Annotated in this window: 16 protein-coding genes; 9 read left to right on the top strand and 7 right to left on the bottom strand. The window is 71.9% G+C overall.

The annotated features are described in order from the left end of the window. Positions 1–86: 86 nt before the first annotated feature. Positions 87–653 (bottom strand): TetR/AcrR family transcriptional regulator, encoded by a 567-nt coding sequence (locus ACIP4Y_RS31645; RefSeq protein WP_401399060.1) that lies wholly within the window; start codon positions 651–653, stop codon positions 87–89. Positions 654–774: 121 nt separating this feature from the next. Between ACIP4Y_RS31645 and ACIP4Y_RS31640 the strand changes: the two genes are divergently transcribed. After that, positions 775–1,047, top strand: a complete 273-nt coding sequence (locus tag ACIP4Y_RS31640) for a DUF5133 domain-containing protein (RefSeq protein WP_401399059.1) — start codon at positions 775–777, stop codon at positions 1,045–1,047. A 166-nt stretch (positions 1,048–1,213) separates the two neighbouring features. Beyond that, positions 1,214–2,131: an SGNH/GDSL hydrolase family protein gene (locus ACIP4Y_RS31635; RefSeq protein ID WP_401399058.1), complete on the top strand. Its 918-nt coding sequence runs from the start codon at positions 1,214–1,216 to the stop codon at positions 2,129–2,131. A 45-nt stretch (positions 2,132–2,176) separates the two neighbouring features. On the opposite strand, the gene pgm is transcribed toward ACIP4Y_RS31635, so the two are convergent. The 3 genes from pgm to proP all read right to left on the bottom strand — a co-directional run bounded on the left by pgm (position 2,177) and on the right by proP (position 6,450). Beyond that, on the bottom strand, positions 2,177–3,817 hold the full coding sequence (pgm, locus tag ACIP4Y_RS31630) for a phosphoglucomutase (alpha-D-glucose-1,6-bisphosphate-dependent) (protein ID WP_401399057.1): 1,641 nt from the start codon (positions 3,815–3,817) through the stop codon (positions 2,177–2,179). 163 nt (positions 3,818–3,980) lie between these two features. Then, positions 3,981–4,820: a chitosanase gene (locus ACIP4Y_RS31625; protein WP_401399056.1), complete on the bottom strand. Its 840-nt coding sequence runs from the start codon at positions 4,818–4,820 to the stop codon at positions 3,981–3,983. Positions 4,821–4,962: 142 nt separating this feature from the next. Continuing rightward, complete coding sequence (proP, locus tag ACIP4Y_RS31620; RefSeq protein ID WP_401399218.1) at positions 4,963–6,450, bottom strand: glycine betaine/L-proline transporter ProP; 1,488 nt, start codon at positions 6,448–6,450, stop codon at positions 4,963–4,965. A gap of 263 nt (positions 6,451–6,713) precedes the next feature. On the opposite strand from proP, the gene mgrA reads away from it, so the two are divergent. The 5 genes from mgrA (at position 6,714) to ACIP4Y_RS31595 (ending at position 10,546) form a co-directional block, all read left to right on the top strand. Beyond that, positions 6,714–7,757, top strand: a complete 1,044-nt coding sequence (mgrA, locus tag ACIP4Y_RS31615; protein ID WP_401399055.1) for an L-glyceraldehyde 3-phosphate reductase — start codon at positions 6,714–6,716, stop codon at positions 7,755–7,757. A 124-nt stretch (positions 7,758–7,881) separates the two neighbouring features. Continuing rightward, positions 7,882–8,064, top strand: a complete 183-nt coding sequence (locus ACIP4Y_RS31610; protein WP_358638830.1) for a hypothetical protein — start codon at positions 7,882–7,884, stop codon at positions 8,062–8,064. A gap of 110 nt (positions 8,065–8,174) precedes the next feature. Beyond that, a complete protein-coding gene (locus ACIP4Y_RS31605; protein WP_358638832.1) occupies positions 8,175–8,660 on the top strand; it encodes a TrkA C-terminal domain-containing protein in 486 nt (161 codons plus the stop codon). A 5-nt stretch (positions 8,661–8,665) separates the two neighbouring features. Beyond that, a complete protein-coding gene (locus ACIP4Y_RS31600; RefSeq protein WP_401399054.1) occupies positions 8,666–9,901 on the top strand; it encodes a cation:proton antiporter in 1,236 nt (411 codons plus the stop codon). 24 nt (positions 9,902–9,925) lie between these two features. Then, positions 9,926–10,546 (top strand): DedA family protein, encoded by a 621-nt coding sequence (locus ACIP4Y_RS31595; RefSeq protein ID WP_358638836.1) that lies wholly within the window; start codon positions 9,926–9,928, stop codon positions 10,544–10,546. 71 nt (positions 10,547–10,617) lie between these two features. Here the strand turns inward: ACIP4Y_RS31595 and ACIP4Y_RS31590 are convergent, their stop codons facing one another. Continuing rightward, positions 10,618–10,788 (bottom strand): DUF5670 family protein, encoded by a 171-nt coding sequence (locus tag ACIP4Y_RS31590; RefSeq protein WP_361472186.1) that lies wholly within the window; start codon positions 10,786–10,788, stop codon positions 10,618–10,620. Positions 10,789–10,945: 157 nt separating this feature from the next. Between ACIP4Y_RS31590 and ACIP4Y_RS31585 the strand changes: the two genes are divergently transcribed. Beyond that, positions 10,946–11,119 (top strand): CsbD family protein, encoded by a 174-nt coding sequence (locus ACIP4Y_RS31585; RefSeq protein ID WP_358638838.1) that lies wholly within the window; start codon positions 10,946–10,948, stop codon positions 11,117–11,119. 250 nt (positions 11,120–11,369) lie between these two features. Continuing rightward, entirely contained in the window at positions 11,370–11,819 is a 450-nt protein-coding gene (locus ACIP4Y_RS31580) for an ATP-binding protein (protein WP_401399053.1), read from the top strand. Positions 11,820–11,840: 21 nt separating this feature from the next. Here the strand turns inward: ACIP4Y_RS31580 and ACIP4Y_RS31575 are convergent, their stop codons facing one another. Together ACIP4Y_RS31575 and ACIP4Y_RS31570 are read right to left on the bottom strand one after the other, a co-directional pair. Further along, on the bottom strand, positions 11,841–14,186 hold the full coding sequence (locus tag ACIP4Y_RS31575) for a SpoIIE family protein phosphatase (RefSeq protein WP_401399216.1): 2,346 nt from the start codon (positions 14,184–14,186) through the stop codon (positions 11,841–11,843). Positions 14,187–14,328: 142 nt separating this feature from the next. Further along, a complete protein-coding gene (locus tag ACIP4Y_RS31570) occupies positions 14,329–18,591 on the bottom strand; it encodes a HAMP domain-containing protein (protein WP_401399052.1) in 4,263 nt (1,420 codons plus the stop codon). Between the last annotated feature and the right edge of the window lie 167 nt (positions 18,592–18,758).

The raw sequence follows: 18,758 nt of genomic DNA, 5'->3' as shown, positions 1-18,758 counted from the left end.
GGTTGACCACTCACTCTTGGGGCCGAAGAGAAGGCGAGGTGTCACACCTCGCCTCGCCGCGTTCCCGCGGCGCCCGGGGCCCCGATTCAGTAGTGCCGCACCCCGGCGGCCAGCGTCCGCGTCCAGGGCGCGTCCACCTCGTCGGCCCCCATCGAGACGATCAGGTGGCAGAGCATGCCCCGCGCGAAGAACTCCTGGACCTGCTCCTCGCTGCCGCCCGAGGCGCCGCGCACGTACTCCACCAGCCGCGCGTACCCCTGCCGTACGGCCTCCCGCACGGCGGGCTCCGAGACGGCCGCGGCCTGCGCGTGCAGCTGGATCAGCATCAGGTCGTTGTCACTGATCAGTCGAGCGTAGGCGTCCCCCATGGCGCCGAGCACCATCTCCGGCGAACTGCCCCGCGCCTCCGCGGCGGCCCGCTCCAGACAGGTCCGCACCTGCACGAAGCAGTGCTCGACCACGGCGGTGAAGAGCAGTTCCTTGTTCGGGAAGAGCCGGTAGACGTACGCCTGGGAGATGCCGGCCGCCTTGGCCACCTCGGTGGTGGTGGTGCCGAAGTAGCCCCGGGCCGCGAAGGCTCCGATCGCGGTGCGCAGGACCGTTTCGCGACGCTCCTCGGCGGTGGACAGTCGGCGGGTCCGTTCGGTCTCCATGTGAGTACTCAACCACTCACACATTCGGGCGTCAAGGCGAGACAGGGGGGCATGCACGGCGGATGCGCGGGTATCCGCGCTGCGAATTCGTTCATCGGCGATCATCAGGGAGGCGGAACGCATGCTCATGGCACACCCCGCGGTGCTGCAGGACCTCATTGCCCAGTACGAGGCTCTGACCCTGCTCGGGGCAGAGGAGAGCACGCCGCAGGCCCGGCAGCGGCTCGCTGACATCACCTACACGCTGTGCGTGGCCACCGGTACCCGCGACATCGACATGGCGCTGATCGCCGCCCGCCACCGTCTCTCCGGGGCCCGGCCGGAGGACGACTCGCTGCTCCAGGCACCGGAGCCGCAGGCGTCCGCACCGGTGGAGCAGGTGTCCGCGGTCTGAAACCGCCCCGCCCCGGAGGCCGTTGCCCGCCCCTCCCCCTCAACTCGTCGCCTCCCGCTTCTGGTCGGCGTGACCTACCGGACGGTATACAGACCCGGTCGACCGCGCGAGGGCCGCTCTCCGGTGCCGCCGCCGCGCGCTGCAGCGGAGTTGAGGGGGAGGCTTCATGGCGAAGGACACGCGTCCGGCGGGCGGGGCGGAAGGCCGGCGGCGGACCGTCGTGCTCGGGGCGGCACTGGGCGGCTGCGCCCTCGTCGCCGCCGGCACGGCACCGGCCGCGGCGCACCCCGCCGGACAGGGCCGCGAGGTCGCCTACGTCGCACTCGGCGACTCCTACACCTCGGGGCCCGGCATCCCGAGCCAGGTGGACATCGCCTGCGGACGCTCGGACCACAACTACCCCTCGCTCGTGGCCGGCCGGCGGCAGGTGACCGCGTTCACGGACGTGAGCTGCGGCGGAGCCACGACCGCCGAGATGTGGCGGGCCCAGGGCGCCAATCCGCCGCAGCTCGACGCGCTGGACCGGCACACGGACCTGGTGACGCTGCAGATCGGCGGCAACGACGTCGGCTTCGGCACCATCATCGGCACCTGCGCCCGCCTCGCCGCCCAGGACCCGGCGGGCAACCCCTGCGAGCGCTCCTACAGCGCCTCCGGGCACGACCAGCTGACCCTCACGATCGCACGGACCGCGCCGAAGGTCGACCGGGTGCTGCGGGCCGTGCACGCCCGGGCGCCGCACGCCCGGGTGGTCGTGGTCGGCTACCCCGGCCTGCTGCCCGACGACGGCAGCGGCTGCTTCCCCCAAGTCCCGTTCGCGAAGGGGGACTTCCCCTATCTGCGTGACACCGAGAAGCGGCTGAACCTGATGCTGCGGCTGGTGGCCGCCGTGAACCGTGCCGAGTACGTGGACACCTACGGCCCCACGGTCGGCCACGACATGTGCAAGGCGCCCGCGGACCGCTGGATCGAGCCGCTGCAGCCGGCCTCCCCCGCCGCCCCCGCGCACCCCAACGCCAAGGGTGAAGCGGCCATGGCGGAGGCGGTGCTGACCCGGCTGGGCGCGGGGCGCGGACGGAACTGAGCCGAGGGCGGCCGCCCGGTCCCGGGAGGCCGCCCCACCGCCCGGTCAGCCGCCGAGCGCCCCCAGCACCACCGCCTGGGCCTCCTCCTGCACCCGGGAGAGGTGGTCGGCGCCGAGGAAGGACTCCGCGTACACCTTGTAGACGTCCTCGGTGCCCGACGGGCGGGCGGCGAACCAGGCGTTCTCGGTGGTGACCTTGATGCCGCCGATCGCGGCGCCGTTGCCGGGCGCCTCGGTGAGGACGGAAGTGACCGCCTCCCCGGCCAGGGTGTCCGCGGTGACCTGCGCCGGCGACAACCTGCCGAGCAGCGCCTTCTGTTCGCGGGTGGCGGGGGCGTCGATACGGGCGTAGGCGGGTGCGCCGAAGCGGGCGGTCAGCTCGGCGTAGTGCTCCGACGGGGTCTTGCCGGTGACGGCCGTGATCTCGGAGGCGAGCAGGGCGAGGATGATGCCGTCCTTGTCGGTGGTCCACACCGAGCCGTCCCGCCGCAGGAAGGACGCCCCGGCCGACTCCTCGCCGCCGAAGCCGAGATCGCCGCCGACCAGTCCGTCCACGAACCACTTGAACCCGACCGGCACCTCGACCAGCCGCCGGCCGAGGTCGGCGGCGACCCGGTCGATCATCGTGGAGGAGACGAGGGTCTTGCCGACGCCCGCGGCGGCGGGCCACTGGTCGCGGTGGCGGTAGAGGTAGGAGATCGCGACCGCGAGGTAGTGGTTGGGGTTCATCAGGCCCGCGTCGGGGGTGACGATGCCGTGCCGGTCGGCGTCGGCGTCGTTGCCGGTGGCGATGTGGAAGCGGTCCCGCTGCTCGATCAGGGAGGCCATCGCGTACGGCGAGGAGCAGTCCATGCGGATCTGGCCGTCCCAGTCCAGCGTCATGAACCGCCAGGTGGGGTCGGTGTGCGGGTTGACCACGGTCAGGTCGATGCCGTGCTGCTCGGCGATCCGGCCCCAGTAGGCGACGGAGGCGCCGCCGAGCGGGTCGGCGCCGATGCGCACACCGGCCGCGCGGACGGCGTCCAGGTCCAGCACGCTGGGCAGGTCGCCGACGTACGTGCCGAGGAAGTCGTACCGCCGGGTGGTGTCCGCGGCGAGCGCGCGGGTGTACGGCAGCCGGCGTACGTCCTTCAGGCCCCCGGTGATGATCTGGTTGGCGCGGTCCTGGATCCAGGAGGTGGCGTCGGAGGCCGCCGGGCCGCCGCTCGGCGGGTTGTACTTGAAGCCGCCGTCGGCGGGCGGGTTGTGCGACGGGGTGACGACCACGCCGTCGGCGAGGCCGGCGGTGCGGCCCCGGTTGTACGTCAGGATGGCGTGCGAGACGGCGGGCGTGGGCGTGTAGCCGTCCGCGCTGTCGATGAGCACGGTCACGCCGTTGGCCGCGAACACCTCCAGCGCGGTGGCCCGCGCGGGCTCGGACAGCGCGTGGGTGTCGGCCCCGAGGAAGAGGGGCCCGTCGGTGCGCTGGGCGGCCCGGTACTCGCAGATGGCCTGGCTGGTGGCGGCGATGTGGTCCTCGTTGAAGGCGCTCGCCAGGGACGAACCGCGGTGCCCCGAGGTGCCGAACACCACCCGCTGTCCCGGGTCCGCCGGGTCGGGGTGCAGCGTGTAGTACGCCGTGACCAGCCGGGCCACGTCGACAAGGTCCTCGGGACCGGCCGGCCGGCCGGCGCGCTCGTGCGCCATGAGTCCGTTCCTCCGCATCAGTGGGTTCGTTCGCTCACCGCCCATCTTTCCTCGTCGGCGGCGGGCCATGCGAGTGCGCCACCAGCCGGAACGCACCGGGGCCGGCGCCGTGACCACCGCCACGCCCGCCGGCCCCGGCTCCCACTGCTCCGCGCGGCGGCGGTCAGCCGATGTGGTAGCTGTCCCCGTAGACCTTCCAGTCCAGCGGGGTGTTCAGGTCGAGGTTGCCCTTGCGCAGGAAGACCCGCTGCTCGGTGTCGACGCGGCTGGTGTCGCTGTGCGCCTCCTCCTGCTTCATGGCCCACACCCGGGCGTCCAGGAAGGCGTTGAGGTACGTCGTCTCGTTGCCGCCCTGGGCCGGCAGCCGGGCGCCGCGCAGGGCCCGCTTGCGGATGTTCCGGAAGCTCGTCGGGTCGTCGCCGTCGCCGTGCATGACGAGGGCGTCGTAGTAGACGAACTGGCCCAGCGCGCGCAGCCCGTCCGCCCTGCCCTGGGCGACGGCGGGATTGAAGTAGACGCGGTCGCGTTCGTCGTTCTGGGCCTGCTGGAAGGCGGTGTCCTGGGCGGCCTTGCGCCAGTCCCCGGGGTAGTTCGGGTCGAGGCCCTCGTGCGAGTCGGTGCCGTCGACCCTGCGCAGGGCGGGCAGGTACTTGGCGAGGACGTTGCCGGGTTTGCGGTCGGTGTACAGCTGGACGAGGTCGAGCATGTCGCCGGTGCCGGAGCAGAAGCCGATGATGCCGGCGGTGTAGCCGCGTCCGTCGCCGATGTCCTCGATGTACTTGTACTGGGCCTTCCAGTCGAGCGAGGAGTTCTCCGCGCTCGACACCAGCTTCATGGCGATCTCCTTCTTCGCCGGGTCGTCCAGGCCCGGGGCGGCGGCCGAGGCCGTGCCGGCCCGGGAGACGCCGAGCAGGACGCCGGAGCCGACGGCGCCGAGCGCGGCGACGACGGCCCGACGGGAGAGGCGGGCGGGGGCTGCTGTCTCGCGGTCTGCGTACACCACAGGGTGCTCCAAAAGGGAGTGGGGGGTGGGAAGTTGGTCCGTGCGCACACTGGTAGGAAAGTTTCCTATCAAACGCGCCCCGGGCCGGTCACCCGGCAGGCGAGAAGTTCGTACGATCGAACAAGCCCCGGTGCGGCCCGGCTCAGCCGCGCCGAACCCGCTCCCGCTCCCGCTCCTCCGTGAAGGCGTACAGCTCCTTCGACGTGGAGATCAGCTCGCGCATCTCCTCCCGCGAACCGACCATCGGCTGCGAGCCCTTGAGCGGGACCTGGGCGCTCTCGGGCAGGAACCGCACGGTGAGCAGGCCGATGACACCGGCCAGCATCAGGTAGTACGCGGGCATGAGGTCGTCGCCGGTGGCCTCGACGAGTGCGGCGGTGACCAGCGGGGTGGTGCCCCCGAACGCGGCGACGGCGAAGTTGAAGCCGATGCCCATGGCCGCGTAGCGCACGGCGGTCGGGAACAAGGCGGGCAGGGTGGCCGCGCTGGGCGCGGCGAAGCAGGCCAGCAGGGTGGCCAGGAGCAGCACGCCGAGGATCGGCGGCCAGGTGCCGTCCGCCTTGATCAGCAGGAAGGCGGGGACGGCGAGCACGATCATCGCCACGGCGGCGACGGCGTAGAGCGGTCGTCGGCCCACCCGGTCGCTCAGCCGGCCGAGGAAGGTGATCAGGACGACGATCCACAGCATGCCGACGAGCACCAGCAGGTCCGCGGAGCCGCTGGAGCGGTGCAGGGTCTCGGTCTGATAGGTCGGCAGGTAGCCGGTGACCATGTAGTTGGTGACGTTGTAGAGCAGCACCAGGCCCGTGCAGACGAGCAGAGCCGGCCAGTGGTTGCGGACGATGTCCTTGAACTCGCTGCCCGCCGACTCCTGCGCCAGGGCCTTCTCGTGGTCGTCCAGCTGCTGCTGGAAGGCCGGGGACTCCTCCAGCTTCATCCGCATGTACAGGCCGATCACGCCGAGCGGTCCGGCGATCAGGAACGGCACGCGCCAGCCCCAGGAGAGCATCTGGTCGTCCGTCAGGGCCAGGTTCAGCACGGTGACCAGCGCGGAGCCGAGGGCGTAGCCGACGAAGGTGCCGAAGTCGAGCCAGCTGGAGAGGAAACCGCGCCGGCGGTCCGGGGAGTACTCGGCGACGAAGGTGGTCGCCCCGCCGTACTCGCCGCCGGTGGAGAAGCCCTGGACCATGCGGGCCAGCAGGAGCAGCACCGGGGCGGCGATGCCGATGGTGGCGTAGCCGGGGATGACGCCGATGACGAAGGTGCCCAGCGCCATCATGATCATGGTGGTCGCGAGCACCTTCTGCCGGCCGATCCGGTCGCCGAGCGGCCCGAACACCAGCCCGCCGAGGGGCCGTACGACGAAGGCGGCGGCGAAGGTCGCGAACGAGGAGATGACCTGGGCGGCCGGCGAGGCGCCCGGGAAGAACACCTTGCCGATGGTGGCGGCGAGATAGCTGTAGACGCCGAAGTCGAACCACTCCATGCAGTTGCCGAGCGCGGAGGCGCCCACGGCGCGCCGCAGCAACGGAGGCTCCACGACCTGGACGTCGTCCGCGCGGAAGGCCCGCCGGTTGCGGCGGAGCCTGTGGGTCAGTTCCTCCCGGACCTGCTGCGGCAGCCCCGTCACCGCCTTCGGTGCCCGTGGCCTGCTCCGGTCCTGCCGGTGTTCCCGTCCTCCGGCCCGCTCTTCTCCACCGGGGCTCGCAACGCTCACGAGCGCCTCCTTCTCTCGCTCCGTTGATCACCGCTTGCCCCGGTGGCCGATTAAGAAACGGAACCGCTAAATCCGATCCGGGACGGCTGTTGGACTTGCGCGGCACCGGGGAGCAGGGTGGACGGGCCCGTGCGCACCCGCAGGGCACCCCTACGGCACCACCCGGAGAACACCCGATGACGTACGCCGCCGACCCCGCTCGCTACGACGGCACCATGCGCTACCGGCGCACCGGCCGTTCCGGACTGGACCTGCCGGTCCTGTCCCTGGGCTACTGGCACAACTTCGGCGACGACCGCCCCTTCGAGACCCAGCGCGAGATCGCGCTGCGCGCCTTCGACCTCGGGATCACCCACCACGACCTGGCCAACAACTACGGCCCGCCGTACGGCGCGGCGGAGCTGAACTTCGGGCGGCTGCTGAAGAAGGACCTGGCGCCGTACCGGGACGAGCTGGTGATCTCCACCAAGGCCGGCTGGGACATGTGGCCCGGCCCCTACGGGCAGGGCGGAGGCTCCCGGAAGTACCTGCTGGCCTCGCTGGACCAGTCGCTCGCCCGGACGGGCCTGGACTACGTCGACATCTTCTACTCCCACCGGCTGGACGCGAGCACGCCGCTGGAGGAGACCATGGGCGCGCTCGACACCGCCGTCCGCCAGGGCAAGGCCCTGTACGTCGGCATCTCCTCCTACGACGCCGAGCGCACCCGGCAGGCCGCCGCGATCCTGCGCGAGCTGGGCACCCCGCTGCTGATCCACCAGCCGTCGTACAGCATGCTCAACCGCTGGATCGAGACCGACGGCCTGCTCGACGCCGCGCGGGAGGAGGGCTTCGGGATCATCGGCTTCACGGCACTCGCCCAAGGACTGCTCACCGGGCGCTACTTGGACGGCGTCCCGCAGGACTCGCGGGCCGCGCGGGGGACCTCCCTGGACGCCTCCTGGCTGACGGACGACCTGCGGAACCGGCTCCGCGCCCTGAACGGCATCGCGGCCCGCCGCGGACAGACCCTGGCCCAGCTGGCGCTGGCCTGGGCGCTGCGGGACGAGCGGGTGACCTCGCTCGTCATCGGCGCCTCCCGGGTCGAGCAGCTGGAGCAGAACGTCGCCGCGCTGGAGAAGCTCGACTTCACCGACGAGGAGCTGGCCGAGATCGACCGGTACGCGACCGAGGGCGGCGTCGACCTGTGGCGGGACGCCCGGCTGGGCAAGCTCGATTAGGCGCGAGGAATGTGACGTGCGTCACAGACGTAAGGGAAAAGTAGGACATAATGGAAGCCGTTCGGACAGCGTTGTCATCCTCCCCCTCGCGACACCTGCGCACTTCCAAGGAGCCGCTCACCGCATGGCGTACGGAGCCCACCGCAGTCCCCTGCTGCCTCCCCACCCCGACCTGAGCCTCGCCCGCGACTGCGAGCAGTGTCTCGGCTGGGGCACCGTCGTCACCCGCGACGGGGATCACGAGCTGTGCCACGTCTGCCAGCCCGACCCCGCCGACGGCGAGAGCCCGGCACCCTCCGGCTCATAGCGCTCAGCCCCCCTGCCCGCTGCGACCCACCCTCGGACGATCATCCGTCAGGGTAGGGTTCGGATAAAGGTTTCACCAAGAAACGTTCAAGTCCGGGCAGGGGGGCAGCCATGAGCGCCGCACGCACCAGCAGGACACCGCTGCCGGGCATCGGCGTCCGGTACGACCTGACGACACGCGAACACCGCCACCTGTCGGTGGTGGCCCACCGGGACGGCTCGCGCACGTTCAGCGCCTACCGGCGCGACGATCCGGACGCCTGCGCGCTGTCGGTCCACCTCACCGGGCCGGAGGCGGAGGCGCTGGTGGACGCCCTGAAGCCGACCCACCACAGCCCCACCCTGCTGTCCACCACGGAACTGGGCCTGGTGGCCGAGCGGATCGAGCTGTCCGCGGCCTCGCACTGGAACGGACGGCTGCTCGGCGACACCCGGATGCGCACCGAGACCGGCGTGTCCATCGTGGCCGTGCTGCGCCGCGCCGAGGCGATCCCCTCCCCCGACCCCGGCTTCCGGCTGGCCGGCGGGGACACACTGATCGTCATCGGCACCCGCGAGGGCGTCGACGCCGCCGCCGCGATACTCGGCCGGGAGTGATACGGATGCACTCCTCCGCGGTCTTCCTGATCGAGTTCGGCGGGATCATCCTGGCCCTCGGTCTGCTGGGCCGGCTCGCCGCGCGCCTGCGCTTCTCCCCCATCCCGCTCTATCTGCTGGCCGGACTGGCCTTCGGCGAGGGCGGGCTGCTGCCGCTCGGCACCAGCGAGGAGTTCGTGGCCATCGGCGCCGAGATCGGCGTGGTCCTGCTGCTGCTCATGCTGGGCCTCGAGTACACGGCCGGCGACCTGGTCTCCAACCTGAAGACGCAGTACCCGGCCGGCCTCGTCGACGCCACCCTCAACGCCCTGCCCGGCGCCGCCACGGCCCTGCTGCTGGGCTGGGGCCCGATCGCCGCCGTCGTGCTGGCCGGCATCACCTGGATCTCCTCCTCCGGCGTCATCGCCAAGGTCCTCGGCGACCTGGGCCGGATCGGCAACCGGGAGACGCCGGTCATCCTCAGCATCCTGGTGCTGGAGGACCTGTCCATGGCGGTCTACCTGCCCGTGGTCACGGCCCTGCTGGCCGGTACCGGCTTCGCCGCCGGCAGCGTCACGCTGGCCATCGCGCTCGGGGTGGCGGGCATAGTGCTGCTGGCGGCGGTGCGCTACGGCCGGCACATCTCCCGGTTCGTCTCCACCGACGACCCCGAGAAGCTGCTGCTGGTGGTGCTCGGGCTGACGCTGGTGGTGGCCGGTGTCGCCCAGCAGCTCCAGGTCTCGGCCGCGGTCGGCGCGTTCCTGGTCGGCATAGCCCTGTCCGGGGAGGTCGCCGAGGGCGCCCACCACCTCCTCGCCCCGCTGCGCGACCTGTTCGCGGCGGTGTTCTTCGTCTTCTTCGGCCTGCACACCGATCCGGCGAGCATCCCGCCGGTGCTGCTGCCCGCGCTCGCCCTGGCCGTCGTCACCACCCTGACGAAGATCGCCACCGGCTACTGGGCGGCCCGCCGCGCGGGCATCTCGGCCCGGGGCCGGTGGCGGGCCGGCGGCACCCTGGTCGCCCGCGGCGAGTTCTCCATCGTCATCGCGGGGCTCGCCGTCACCTCCGGCATCGACTCCGACCTCGGCCCGCTGGCCACCGCCTACGTGCTGCTCCTGGTCGTGCTCGGCCCGCTGACCGCCCGGTACACCGAGCCGCTCGCCCGGCGCCTGACCGGCCGCCGGGACCGGCGTACGGCACCGGAGACCCAGACCGGACCGGACGCCGTCACGCCCGACCAGACCCCCGCCACCCGCCCCTGACCACCGCCGACGTACGGTGGAGGCATGTCCCCACCCCTTCCGGGGCCGCTGGCGCATCTGGCGCCGCTGCTCGGCCACTACGGCTACTGGGCCGTGGGGGCCGTGATCTTCGTGGAGGACTTCGGCGTCCCCGCGCCCGGCGAGACGATCCTCCTCGCCGCGGGGGTGTACGCCGGGGCGGGCCGGCTGAACGTGGTGGCCGTGGGGGTCATCGCCTTCGTCGCGGCCGTCGCCGGGGACAACGTCGGCTACCTGATCGGCCGGGCCGGCGGACGCGCCTTCGTGCACCGCTGGGGCAAGTACGTCTTCCTGACCCCGAAGCGGTTCGAGGCCGCCGAGCAGTTCTTCGCCCGGCACGGCGGCAAGATCGTGACGGTGGCCCGGTTCGTCGAGGGCCTGCGCCAGGCCAACGGCATCATCGCGGGCACGACCGGCATGCGCTGGCGCCGCTTCCTCGCCTTCAACGCCCTCGGCGCGGCCCTGTGGGTCGGCCTGTGGACCACCCTGGCCTACCTGGCGGGCAGCCACATCACGGCGATCTATCACGAGATCAGCCGCTACCAGCTGTACGTCCTGCTCGCCGTCGGCCTCGCCGTCGCGGCGTTCGTCGTACGGCACCTCGTACGACGGCGCCGCCGGCGCTGAGGGAACACCCTGCGCGCAGCGGCGGGCCCCGGCTGGAGCCGGGGCCCGTTCCGTCTGGCCGGGTGCCGCGCCTACCAGCGGTACCAGCGACCGCGCCGGCCTCCGGTGCCGGCCGGGCGGACGAAGAAGCCCACGAGCCACAGCACGAGCACGATGACCGCGATCCACCACAGCGCCTTCAGGGCGAAGCCCGCGCCGAAAAGAATCAGGGCCAGCAGGAGAACCAACAGCAAAGGAACCATGTTTGTGCACCTCCGCAACGGCGGGTGCCCGGAAATTCGGCGGTCAGGCCACGGGATTGCCGCCGGGCACCGGATCCGGATTCCGGGTTTGGACCTCGGCGGAGCGGCAATCCGAATGTCGACCACAGACCGCTTCGACGTGGGGATGTGACACGCGATGGCTGGCAACAAGAAGGCCAAGGGCAAGGTCGAGCAGGCCAAGGGCAAGCTCAAGGAAGCCGCGGGCCGCGCCGTCGGAAACGAGCGCCTGGAGGCCGAGGGCCGCATGGAGGGCGCTCGCGGAGACGCCCAGCAGGCCAAGGAGAAGGCCAAGGACGTCTTCAAGCACTGAGACGTCTGCAAACACCGAGGCGTTGCGCCGATTCGGTTGCGGAACGGGTCCGGAACTCAGCGGAAGCTGATTTCCGGACCCGTTCCGCTGTGTCCGGCCGACCCGCCCCTCAGCAGGCGTTCGTGTGCATCCGGAGGATTCCTCGCGAACGCCCCTTTGACCCGCGGCCCAGCGGGTAGCCGAGCAGGGACGAAACGACCCCCTGTGCACAGGAAGGGCCCCTGATCCCAGAGGAAAAGGGCAACGAGGTATGGACATCCCGCTCAGGACCCACGCGACGACGCAGGACCGCCCCGCGTCCCTGCGCTACAGCCGCACCTGGGCCACCGGCGTCTCCGCCATCTCCGAGGCCAGAGACGCCGTCGCCGCCCTGCTGGCGAGGGCGCGGCCCCTGCCCGGGCGACGGCCGGTGCAGGATGCCCAGCTCGTCGTGAGCGAACTGGTCACCAACGCGGCCAAGCACGCGCCCGGCCCCTGCGCCCTGCGCCTGGAGCTGCTGCCCGGCGCGACCGCGCTGCGCATCACCGTCACGGACACCTCCCCGGAGCCACCGCAGCGCCGCCCGCCGGACCCCCGGCGGGTCGGCGGCCACGGCCTGCATCTCGTGGCCATGCTGACGCGCGGCCTGGAGGTGACGTGGCTGTCCCGCGGCAAGCGGGTCAGCGCGACCGTGCCGCTCGGCCCCGCGGCGGCCGGCTGAGCCGCTCGGGGGCCGGGCGGCTCAGGCGACCCGGATACCGACGATGCACGTGTCGTCGTCGGTGTCCGACCTGCTGTAGGTCAGCAGCCGGTCCAGTTGCTGGTCCAGGGTGCTGGGCGCCGCCCGCGCCGTGTCCAGCAGATGGGTCAGGGACTCCTCCACCGAGCGGTCCCGGCGTTCGATCAGGCCGTCGGTGTACATCAGCAGGGTGTCCCCCGCGGCCAGCTGCAGCTCCGTCTCCTCGTAGCGCGCCTCCGGCACGGCACCCAGCAGCAGCCCGCTGACCGCGGGCAGCGCGGTCGCGTCCGCCTCCCGCACCAGGACCGGCGGCAGGTGGCCCGCCCGCGCCCAGCGCAGGGTGCGCCGCTCGCCGTCGTACAGGCCGCACACCGCGGTCGCGGTCACGGCGCCCGTCAGATGGTGGGCGACGATGTTCAGCCAGGACAGCAGCTGGGCCGGGCCGGCGCCGGTCACCGCGAGGCCGCGCAGCGCGTTGCGCAGGACGACCATGCTGGTCGCCGCCTCTATGCCGTGCCCGGCGACGTCGCCGACGCACAGCAGCACCAGTCCGGAGGGCAGCACCACGGCGTCGTACCAGTCGCCGCCGACCAGGTGCTCGGTCTCGGCGGGCCGGTAGCGCACCGCCACCTGGAGGCCGGGCACCCGCAGCGGGGCCTGGGCCGGGGGCATGATGGCGTGCTGGAGCTGGAGCGCCAGCCGGTTGCGTTCCACGGCCTGCTGCTCGGTGTGGGCGAGCTGGTCACGGGTGGCGGCGAGGGCGACCTCGGTCCAGTGCTGGGCGGAGATGTCCTGGTAGGCGCCGCGCAACCCGAAGAGCTGGCCCTCGGTGTCGAGGACGGGTTCGGCGACCACCCGGGTGTGCCGGGTCACCCCGTCCGGGCGCAGCAGCCGGAAGGCGGCCGAGGCGGGCCGGCGGTGGTGCAGCAGGGTGCGCAGGAAGCGGCCCAGGGTGACGGAGTCGTCGGGGTGCGCGTGGGCCGGCAGGTCCTGCAGGGCGACCGGGGGGCTGGTGGGCGGGCGGCCGTACAGGCTGAACAGCTGGCCGTTCCAGGTGATCTCGCCGGTGAGCAGGTTCTCCTCGAAGCCGCCGATCCGGCCGAGCCGCTGGGCGTGCTGGAGCAGGCTGGCCAGGCGGGCCGTCTCGTCCTCGATGCGCCAGATCAGCAGCACGCTGGAGCCGTGCCGGCTGATGCTGATGTCGGCGACGGCCGACAGGGGCACCTGGTCGACCAGGGCGGTCAGCCGCATCCGGCGGGCGCGGAACGGCTCGCCGGTGGCGTAGACCCGTTCCACCCGCTGGAACAGCTCGCTGTCGCCGGCGGCCATCGGGTAGGCCTCCAGGAGCAGGGCGCCGTTCACGACGGCCCGGGGCCGGCCCGCCGGGTCGAGGAAGCGGTCGTTGGCGTGCTGGATGCGGAAGTCGACCAGCTGTCCGGTGTCGTCGAGGTGCGGCACGAGCACCAGGGCCGGGTCGTGCAGCCCGTCCGCGAGGTCCATCAGCTCGACCACGTCGGGCAGCAACCGGGGTTCCGGATCGGTGCCGGACGGCGGGGCAGAGGTCTCCAGACTGTGCGCGCACAGCTCGGCGAGTGCTTCGACCTGCCGGACGACGGGGCGCGGCAGCGGATCCTCGGGCTTGGGCCAGGCGATCTCCAGAACGCCGTGGATCCGGCCCCCCGCCCCGGCGGGTACGGCGATGCGGGCGCCGTCGGCGTACTCCCGGCGGCCGATCGTGGGCAGCCCCGAGTCGGCGAGCGAAGACAGCCACTGGTCCTGGAGCTCGGTCAGGCCGCGCCGGGCCACGGTGACGACGTCGGGCGGGACATAGCGCCAGCGGGCCGCCTCGCCGGGCGGGAAGCCGGCGCTGCCCGCGAGGGTGAGCGAGCCGTCCGAGCCGGCCGCCCAGATGGCGACGGCGACCGCGCCCAGCGGGCGCAGGGCGTGATCGAGCAGCGAGTCGGCCATGGCCTGGGTGTCGTGGGCGGCCAGGACACCGCTCTCGGCGGCGCGCAGCCGGACGGCGGCGGACTCCGCGGCCGACTCCGCCGGGTCCGAGGCGACGGACAGGAACGCCTCGGTGACCTCCGTGACGCGGTCCCGGGCGGCCTGGTTGATGACGTCCACCGCGAACTCGAGCGGGGTCAGCTGCGCCTGCTCCGCCAGTTCGGCGAGCTGGCGGGCGGCCTGGGCGGGGCCGCAGGCGAGGCGCTCGACCAGGATGCCCTTGGCGAGTTCGATCAACGCCCGGCCCTCGGCCTCGGCCTGGGCCGCGCGCACCTCCTGGCGCAGCCGTTCCACGGTCGCGGCGAGCCGGCCGACCGGTGAGGTGGCAGGCACGTCCGGCATCGCCACCTCGGCGGGGATGTCGGGCACCACCACCCCGGCGGCGGGCAGCCACTCAGGCGTGCCGGGTTCTGCGGGCGGTTCGTGGGTGGTCACCGGGTCGGTACTCCTCGGCCTGCGGACGGGCGGGCGCGGTGGGGCGGCCTCATGCGGGGAGCCAGCGCCGGACGCAGGCGATGAGGTCATGGGTGTCCACCGGTTTCGTGACGTAGTCGCTGGCGCCGGAGGCCAGGCTCTTCTCCCGGTCGCCCTGCATGGCCTTGGCGGTCACGGCGATGACCGGCAGGTCGGCGTACTGCGGCATCTTACGGATTTCGGCCGTGGCCGTGTACCCGTCCATCTCGGGCATCATCACGTCCATCAGAACGAGTTCGACGTCCGGGTTGTCCAGCAGCGTCTCGATGCCCTTGCGGCCGTTCTCCGCGTGCAGGACGCGGAAGCCGTGCAGTTCCAGGATGCCGCTGAGCGCGAACAGGTTGCGGGCGTCGTCGTCGACGACGAGGACGGTACGGCCGCGGGTGTGCTCGTCGACCAGATGGGGTTCCGTGAGCTGGGGCTCGTCCCCGCGGACCAGGGTCAGCACCTCGCCGGGCTCCTCGGCCGACAGGTGCAGCGCGATCCGCTCGCGCAGCTCGTCCAGGCTGTAGAGGTACTCCGGCGAGCCGCCCGCGGTGCCCTCGGTGAGGGGCTCGGCGCGGTGGGAGCCGTGCACCAGCACCGGGACACTGGTCAGGGCGGAGTCGCCGCGAAGGGCGTCCAGGAAGCGGGCCGACTCCCCGTCGGGCATGCCGAGTTCGACCACGACGCAGTGGCAGGCCTCGGCGGCCAGGGCGCCGGCGGCCTCCTGGGCGCCGACCGCCGTGATGATGTCGACGGGGGTGCCGGCGCCGTCGGGGCGGCTGTGCTCCAGGTCCCTGACCACGCTCTCCGCGACCAGCGTCAGCAGTCCGCGCGGGCGTTCCTCCACGACGAGCAGCCGGCGCGGGCGCTGCCGCTTCGTCGTGACCGTCGGCACCACCGGGGTGAGGTCGTGCCCGGGCGTGCCCTCCGTCCGCTCGTGCTCGGCAGGCCTCGGGACGGGCCGGCTGCGCATGGCCTCCTCGAAGTCCTCCCGGGCGACGGGCAGGAAGAGGGTGAAGGTGCTGCCCCGGCCGGGGGTGCTGTCCACGGTGACGGCACCACCGAGCAGGTGGGCGATCTCCCGGGTGATGGACAGGCCGAGCCCGGTGCCGCCGTACTTGCGGCTGGTGGTGCCGTCGGCCTGCTGGAACGCGCCGAAGATGGTCTCCAGTTGCTGCTCGGGGATGCCGATGCCGGTGTCCTTCACACGGAAGGCGACGATGGTGCCGCCGCGGAGCACGCCGCCGGGCACCTCGTCGTCGGGCGCGGGCTCGACGCGCAGTTCGACGCCGCCCTGCTCGGTGAACTTCACCGCGTTGGAGAGAAGGTTGCGCAGGATCTGCCGCAGCCGGGAGTCGTCGGTGAGCAGGTCCGCGGGGGCGCCGGGGGCCGTGGTGACGGTGAAGTCCAGGCCCTTCTGCGTGGTCATCGGCCGGAAGGTGGCCTCGACGTAGTCGATGAGCTGCCGCAGCGGGACACGTTCGGGCGTCACGTCCATCTTGCCCGCCTCGACCTTGGACAGGTCGAGGATGTCGTTGATCAGCTGGAGCAGGTCGGAGCCGGCGGAGTGGATGATGCCCGCGTACTCGACCTGCTTGGGGGTGAGGTTGCGGGAGGGGTTCTGGGCCAGCAGCTGGGCGAGGATGAGCAGACTGTTGAGCGGGGTGCGCAGCTCGTGGCTCATGTTGGCGAGGAACTCGGACTTGTACTTCGACGCGAGCGACAACTGCTGGGCGCGCGCCTCCAGTTCCTGCCGGGCCTGCTCGATCTGCAGGTTCTTCGCCTCGATGTCCCGGTTCTGCTCGGCCAGCAGGGACGCCTTCTCCTCCAGTTCCGCGTTGGAGCTCTGGAGCTCCTCCTGCCTGGCCTGCAACTCGGCGGAGCGGGACTGCAGTTCGCGGGTCAGGCGCTGCGACTCCTCCAGCAGCTCGTCGGTGCGGGCGTTGGCGACGATGGTGTTGACGTTGACGCCGATGGTGTCGACCAGCTGCTGCAGGAAGTCCCGGTGGACGGGTGTGAACGTGGTGACCGAGGCCAGTTCGATCACGCCCAGGACCTGCTCCTCGAAGACGATGGGCAGCAGCAGCAGCGCGGTGGGCTCGATCTGCCCGAGTCCGGAGGAGATGGTGACGTAACCGGGCGGCAGCTCGTCCACGGCGATGGTACGGCGGCTGCGCGCGGCCTGGCCGACCAGGGACCGGCCGAAGGCGATGCGGACAGGCCGGGCGTCCTCCTCGGGCCGGCCGTAGGAGCCGACGAGCCGCAGCTCGGGTTGGGGCTGGCCCTCCTCGGCGAGGTAGAACGCGCCGTACTGGGCGGAGACGAGGGGGACCAGCTCGTCCATGATGAGTTCGGCGACGACCGGCAGGTCCCGGTGGCCCTGCATGAGGCCGGAGAGCCGCGCGAGGTTGGTCTTCAGCCAGTCCTGTTCCTGGTTGGCCCGGGTGGTCTCACGCAGCGACTCCACCATGGAGTTGATGTTGTCCTTGAGGTCGGCGACCTCGCCGGAGGCGTCGACGGTGATCGACCGGGTCAGATCGCCCTCGGCGACCGCGCTGGCCACGTCGGCGATGGCGCGAACCTGCCGGGTGAGGTTGCCGGCGAGTTCGTTGACGTTCTCGGTGAGCCGCTTCCAGGTGCCGGAGACTCCCTCGACCTCCGCCTGCCCGCCGAGCCGGCCCTCGGTACCCACCTCCCGGGCCACGCGGGTGACCTCGTCGGCGAACGCCGACAACTGGTCCACCATCGTGTTGATGGTGGTCTTCAGCTCCAGGATCTCCCCTCGGGCGTCGACGTCGATCTTCTTCGACAGGTCGCCCTTGGCCACGGCCGTCGTCACGAGCGCGATGTTGCGCACCTGACCGGTGAGGTTGTTGGCCATGGAGTTGACGTTGTCGGTGAGGTCCTTCCAGGTGCCGGCCACGTTGGGCACGTGCGCCTGCCCGCCGAGCCGGCCCTCGGTACCCACCTCCCGGGCCACCCGGGTGACCTCGTCGGCGAACGCCGACAGGGTGTCGACCATGGTGTTGATGACGTCGGCGAGGGCGGCGACCTCGCCCTTGGCCTCGACGGTGATCTTCTGCGAGAGGTCGCCCTTGGCCACGGCGGTGGCGACCTGGGCGATGGAGCGGACCTGGCCGGTGAGGTTGGAGGCCATCACGTTGACGTTGTCGGTGAGGTCCTTCCAGGTGCCGGCGACTCCGCGCACCTGCGCCTGGCCGCCGAGCCGGCCCTCGGTACCGACCTCCCGGGCCACCCGGGTCACCTCGTCGGCGAACGCCGACAGCTGGTCCACCATCGTGTTGATGGTGTTCTTCAGCTCCAGGATCTCGCCCCGCGCGTCCACCGTGATCTTCTGCGACAGATCACCCTGCGCCACCGCGGTGGCCACCTGGGCCACGTTGCGCACCTGGGCCGTCAGGTTCCCGGCCATGAAGTTCACCGAGTCCGTCAGGTCCCGCCAGGTGCCCTTGACGCCCTTGACGTCCGCCTGCCCGCCGAGCCGGCCCTCGGTACCCACCTCCCGGGCCACCCGGGTCACCTCGTCGGCGAACGCCGACAGCTGATCGACCATCGTGTTGATGGTGCTCTTCAGCTCCAGGATCTCGCCCCGCGCGTCCACCGTGATCTTCTGCGACAGATCACCCTGCGCCACCGCGGTCGTCACCTGGGCCACATTGCGCACCTGCGCCGTCAGGTTCCCGGCCATGAAGTTCACCGAGTCCGTCAGGTCCCGCCAGACCCCGGCGACCCCCGGCACCTGGGCCTGCCCGCCGAGCCGGCCCTCGGTGCCGACCTCACGGGCCACGCGGGTGACCTCGTCGGCGAACGCCGACAACTGGTCCACCATCGTGTTGACGGTTTCCTTCAGCTGGAGGATCTCGCCCCGCGCGGGCACGTCGATCTTCTGGGACAGGTCGCCCTTGGCCACGGCGGTGGCGACCTGCGCGATGTCGCGGACCTGGGTGGTCAGGTTGCCCGCCATCGCGTTGACGGAGTCCGTCAGGTCGGCCCAGGTGCCGGAGACGCCGGGTACCTGCGCCTGTCCGCCGAGGGTGCCCTCGGTGCCGACCTCGCGGGCCACCCGGGTGACTTCGGAGGTGAACACGGACAACTGGTCGACCATGCCGTTGAAGACGGTGGCGATGTCGCCCATCAGCCCGCTGGAGTCGTCCGGCAGCCGGGTACCGAAGTCCCCGTCGCGCACGGCGGTCAGTCCCGCGAGCAGCCTTCTCAGTTCGTGGTCACCCGGGACCGTGTCGGTCGTCCCGGTCGCCTTGCCGGCCATGCGCACCCTCGATCCGCTCCCCAAGAGTCCTCACCCCGAGGACTCGGAACCGCGGCCGGGGAGCGTCCTGCCGCCCGGCCGTTGGCGTGTGCATTTCCGCAGTTCACGGATTTGCATGATGAGAAAAATACGCCGCAGGCTAACCCACCTTCACCGCCTGAGTCACA

The sequence above is a fragment of the Streptomyces sp. NPDC088810 genome, assembly GCF_044750305.1.
Lineage (GTDB): Bacteria > Actinomycetota > Actinomycetes > Streptomycetales > Streptomycetaceae > Streptomyces.
This window is presented reverse-complemented; position numbering and strand designations above follow the sequence as displayed.

Bases quoted from the DNA above. Each gene is read 5' to 3' on its own strand.
- ACIP4Y_RS31575 (WP_401399216.1), bottom strand. From the start codon at position 14,186: ATGCCGGACGTGCCTGCCACCTCACCGGTCGGCCGGCTCGCCGCGACC.
- mgrA (WP_401399055.1), top strand. From the start codon at position 6,714: ATGACGTACGCCGCCGACCCCGCTCGCTACGACGGCACCATGCGCTAC.
- ACIP4Y_RS31600 (WP_401399054.1), top strand. From the start codon at position 8,666: ATGCACTCCTCCGCGGTCTTCCTGATCGAGTTCGGCGGGATCATCCTG.
- ACIP4Y_RS31635 (WP_401399058.1), top strand. From the start codon at position 1,214: ATGGCGAAGGACACGCGTCCGGCGGGCGGGGCGGAAGGCCGGCGGCGG.
- ACIP4Y_RS31590 (WP_361472186.1), bottom strand. From the start codon at position 10,788: ATGGTTCCTTTGCTGTTGGTTCTCCTGCTGGCCCTGATTCTTTTCGGC.
- ACIP4Y_RS31585 (WP_358638838.1), top strand. From the start codon at position 10,946: ATGGCTGGCAACAAGAAGGCCAAGGGCAAGGTCGAGCAGGCCAAGGGC.
- pgm (WP_401399057.1), bottom strand. From the start codon at position 3,817: ATGGCGCACGAGCGCGCCGGCCGGCCGGCCGGTCCCGAGGACCTTGTC.
- ACIP4Y_RS31595 (WP_358638836.1), top strand. From the start codon at position 9,926: ATGTCCCCACCCCTTCCGGGGCCGCTGGCGCATCTGGCGCCGCTGCTC.
- ACIP4Y_RS31605 (WP_358638832.1), top strand. From the start codon at position 8,175: ATGAGCGCCGCACGCACCAGCAGGACACCGCTGCCGGGCATCGGCGTC.
- ACIP4Y_RS31645 (WP_401399060.1), bottom strand. From the start codon at position 653: ATGGAGACCGAACGGACCCGCCGACTGTCCACCGCCGAGGAGCGTCGC.
- ACIP4Y_RS31580 (WP_401399053.1), top strand. From the start codon at position 11,370: ATGGACATCCCGCTCAGGACCCACGCGACGACGCAGGACCGCCCCGCG.
- ACIP4Y_RS31640 (WP_401399059.1), top strand. From the start codon at position 775: ATGCTCATGGCACACCCCGCGGTGCTGCAGGACCTCATTGCCCAGTAC.
- ACIP4Y_RS31570 (WP_401399052.1), bottom strand. From the start codon at position 18,591: ATGGCCGGCAAGGCGACCGGGACGACCGACACGGTCCCGGGTGACCAC.
- ACIP4Y_RS31610 (WP_358638830.1), top strand. From the start codon at position 7,882: ATGGCGTACGGAGCCCACCGCAGTCCCCTGCTGCCTCCCCACCCCGAC.